The organism is Psychrobacillus sp. (assembly GCF_056205495.1).
The window spans coordinates 1-3,063 of sequence record NZ_JBAEAP010000131.1 but is presented as its reverse complement, the minus strand read 5'-3'; the positions used below and the strand labels follow the sequence as shown (position 1 = coordinate 3,063).

Below are 3,063 nucleotides of genomic sequence, written 5' to 3'. Positions count from 1 at the left end.
ATTTTATCTGAATATGTTTATTAGAAAAATCTAACTAAATATAGCTTATTGGTCAGATGGTTTGTTATGATTATTGCAATAATTAGGGAAATAAGGGTGATTTGGATGAAGGGTTATGTGGGCGTTACATCGAGAGAATGGTTTCAATATTTAGCAGCTAACAAGATTGTAGGGGAAATTAATTTCTGGCGTAAAAATACGAATCAATTTAAAGTGCTTCAGCAAGGCGAACCCTTTTTCTTTTTAGTGAAAAATGATAAGGGTGTTAAAACAGAGCGTGAAGTGTTAGGGATGGCGATATTTGAGCGGTTTGAAGTTAATTCTGTCAACCAGGCTTGGGCAAAGTATGGTCACGGCAATGGTGATGTAAGTATGGAAAACTTCATTACACGAATGGAAGAAATGTTCAAAACGGATTTAAATCAAAACGAAATTGGCTGTATTATTTTATCGAACTTTAAAACTTTCAGTCAGCCTATTCGATTAAGTGAGATCGATATAGATTTTCAAAATAGTGTAGTTTCAGGGAAAAGCATTTCTGAAGTAGAAGTTGTCCGACTGCAAAAGGCTGGACTGAAAACATATAGTACAGTTGTAAAAGAATTAAATGAAGTTTATCAAGTTGGGTTTACGGAGGATGATGAAAGCTTTCCAGAAGGCAAGCAAGTACTCAAACAGCATTTAGTTCGAGAAAGAAATCCAAAGCTTATTCAATTAGCTAAAGATTCCTACAAGAAAAAGCATGACAAATTAACATGCCAAGTTTGTGGCTTTGATTTTGAAGAAAAATATGGAGCAATCGGAATCGATTACATAGAAGGGCATCATACTAAGCCAGTGTCAGAAATGACAATTGGTGAGGAAACGAAAATAGAGGATATTGCGATGGTTTGTGCAAACTGTCATCGAATGCTACATAGAAGAAGACCTTGGTTAACTATTGAAGAATTAACAAAGCTCACAAGTAAGTAAGGGGAGGTGGACAATTTGAGTACAGTAGAAATATTATCATGGCCGTTTGAACAAGGCAGCTTGAATCGTATTAACAATAAAGAACAGTTTTTAAACTATCCCGTGATTTATATTTTAAATGGCAATAAAGAGGCGTATATAGGTGAAACTGTTAATTTCAAAAATCGAATGAAAGCGCATATAAAAAATAAAGATAGAAAAAATTTAGACCGAGTCAATTTAATTAAGCACGAGCAGTTTAATCGCTCAGCTACATTCCATCTAGAAACTAAGTTAATCAATTACTTTTTAGGTGATGAAAAATATACGATGCAGAACAAAAGTAAGACATCGAATGGTTTCACGCATAATTACTATAATAAGCCGTTTTATGATCAGGAATTGTTTAAGGGACTTTGGAAGAAATTATATGAACAGAAGCTAGTGAATAATGAGCTTCATGTTATTGAAAACAAAGATATTTTTAAACTGTCACCGTTCAAAGAATTGTCCCTTGAACAAATTGAGTTAAAAGATAAAGTACTGGATTTCTGTGAAAAACGTGTAGCTAAGGATCATTCAGAATACGGTAGCTTGCTTGTGATTGAAGGGGAAGCTGGCGTAGGGAAAAGCGTTGTTTTAAGCTCTATTTTTAATACGATTCAGTCAAGAACGACAGAGCCATCATCAAACCTTTCTGATACGGAAAATTACTTAGTGGTTAACCATGAAGAAATGTTTAAAACGTATAAAGGGATTGCTAAACAGGTCAAGCATTTAAAAGCAAAACACTTTGCGAAACCAACACCATTGATTAATCAGCTGCAAAAACAGCAAAAGAAGGCAGATATTATTTTGGTTGATGAAGCGCATTTACTTTTAACGAAATCTGACACATATAACAACTTCTACGGACAAAATCAGTTAGATGAGCTTTTAAAATTAGCGAAAGTGGTCGTGATAATCTACGACCAGTATCAAGTACTGAAATTGAAAAGCTTATGGGGAGCAGCAACATTAGCTGAATTAGAAAAAAAGAGTACCTACAAGGAAAAATACGAACTAACAAATCAGTTCCGTATGCAGGCAAATGATGACGTAATAAATTGGATTAATCATTTTAAACGTAAGCAGTTAAAACCATTACCGAGAGATGAAAACTACGAGTTTAAAGTTTTTGAAACACTTGAAAAAATGCATGTCGAAATAAAAAGTAAAAATGCTGAGTTTGGCTTAAGTCGAGTTGTATCGACATTTGATTTTCTACATAAAAAAGACAATCAAACTTACTATATAAGTGAAACAAACGGTGAATATAAAATGCCTTGGAATACGACAGACAGTAAAACAACGTGGGCTGAAAAAGCAGAAACAGTTGAAGAAGCGGGCTCTATTTATACGATTCAAGGTTTCGACTTGAACTATGTAGGTGTCGTGTTAGGACCGTCCGTTCAATATGATACAGTCAATGATCGCATAGTGATTGATACAAAGCTTTACAAGGACACAGGTGCATACTCAGGTATGGACGGAATCGGAAATGTAAGTGAAGCTAAGGAAAAAATCGTATTAAACTCAATCAATATTTTAATGAAGCGTGGTATTAAAGGTTTGTTTATTTACGCAAGTGACGAAGCATTACGCAACAAATTATTAGAATATCAAAAAACAGGTGAATAGCTATGAGTAAGCTAGAACAACTTCTTGAGTTTTTGACAACTATTTTTCGTTTAGATCATTTTTAATAAAGCTCAAATAATTCTTCGTACTACTTGCTAAGAATTGACGGTAAGCCCGTAGGTTCCCGCATTGGTCGGAAACGAAGAAAAATATTTATGAAGCTGCGGCAATTGATTATATGGATAAAAATCCAATGAGGAAATCACCAAATTAAGTAAAGGTAAATAGATGGACGTATTGGCATATTTGAATGGGGTTAAGTTTATTTGATAGCCGTTCAGATGGAGAGCTTATTGATCGAGGAGAAGATCCGTTGGCGACAACTGTGTTAGCCAAATCCGGCGCTCATTGTAAATACTGCCCGTTTCAAATGATTGTACAGAATCTGCATTATACAAATCGTAAAAAAGATTCGTTGTATTTTAATCTAAG

Annotated in this window: 3 protein-coding genes; all 3 read left to right on the top strand. The window is 34.4% G+C overall.

What is annotated here, in order from left to right; genetic code table 11:
* Positions 1-105: 105 nt before the first annotated feature.
* Complete coding sequence (locus AC06OU_RS03965) at positions 106-972, top strand: HNH endonuclease (RefSeq protein ID WP_475854117.1); 867 nt, start codon at positions 106-108, stop codon at positions 970-972.
* A 6-nt stretch (positions 973-978) separates the two neighbouring features.
* Positions 979-2,631 carry a DUF2075 domain-containing protein gene (locus tag AC06OU_RS03960; protein WP_475854116.1) on the top strand — a complete coding sequence of 551 codons (1,653 nt, stop codon included), beginning with the start codon at positions 979-981 and terminating at the stop codon, positions 2,629-2,631.
* Between the two features lie 250 nt (positions 2,632-2,881).
* A partial coding sequence (locus tag AC06OU_RS03955) for a hypothetical protein (protein ID WP_475854115.1) occupies positions 2,882-3,063 on the top strand: 182 nt, incomplete at its 3' end.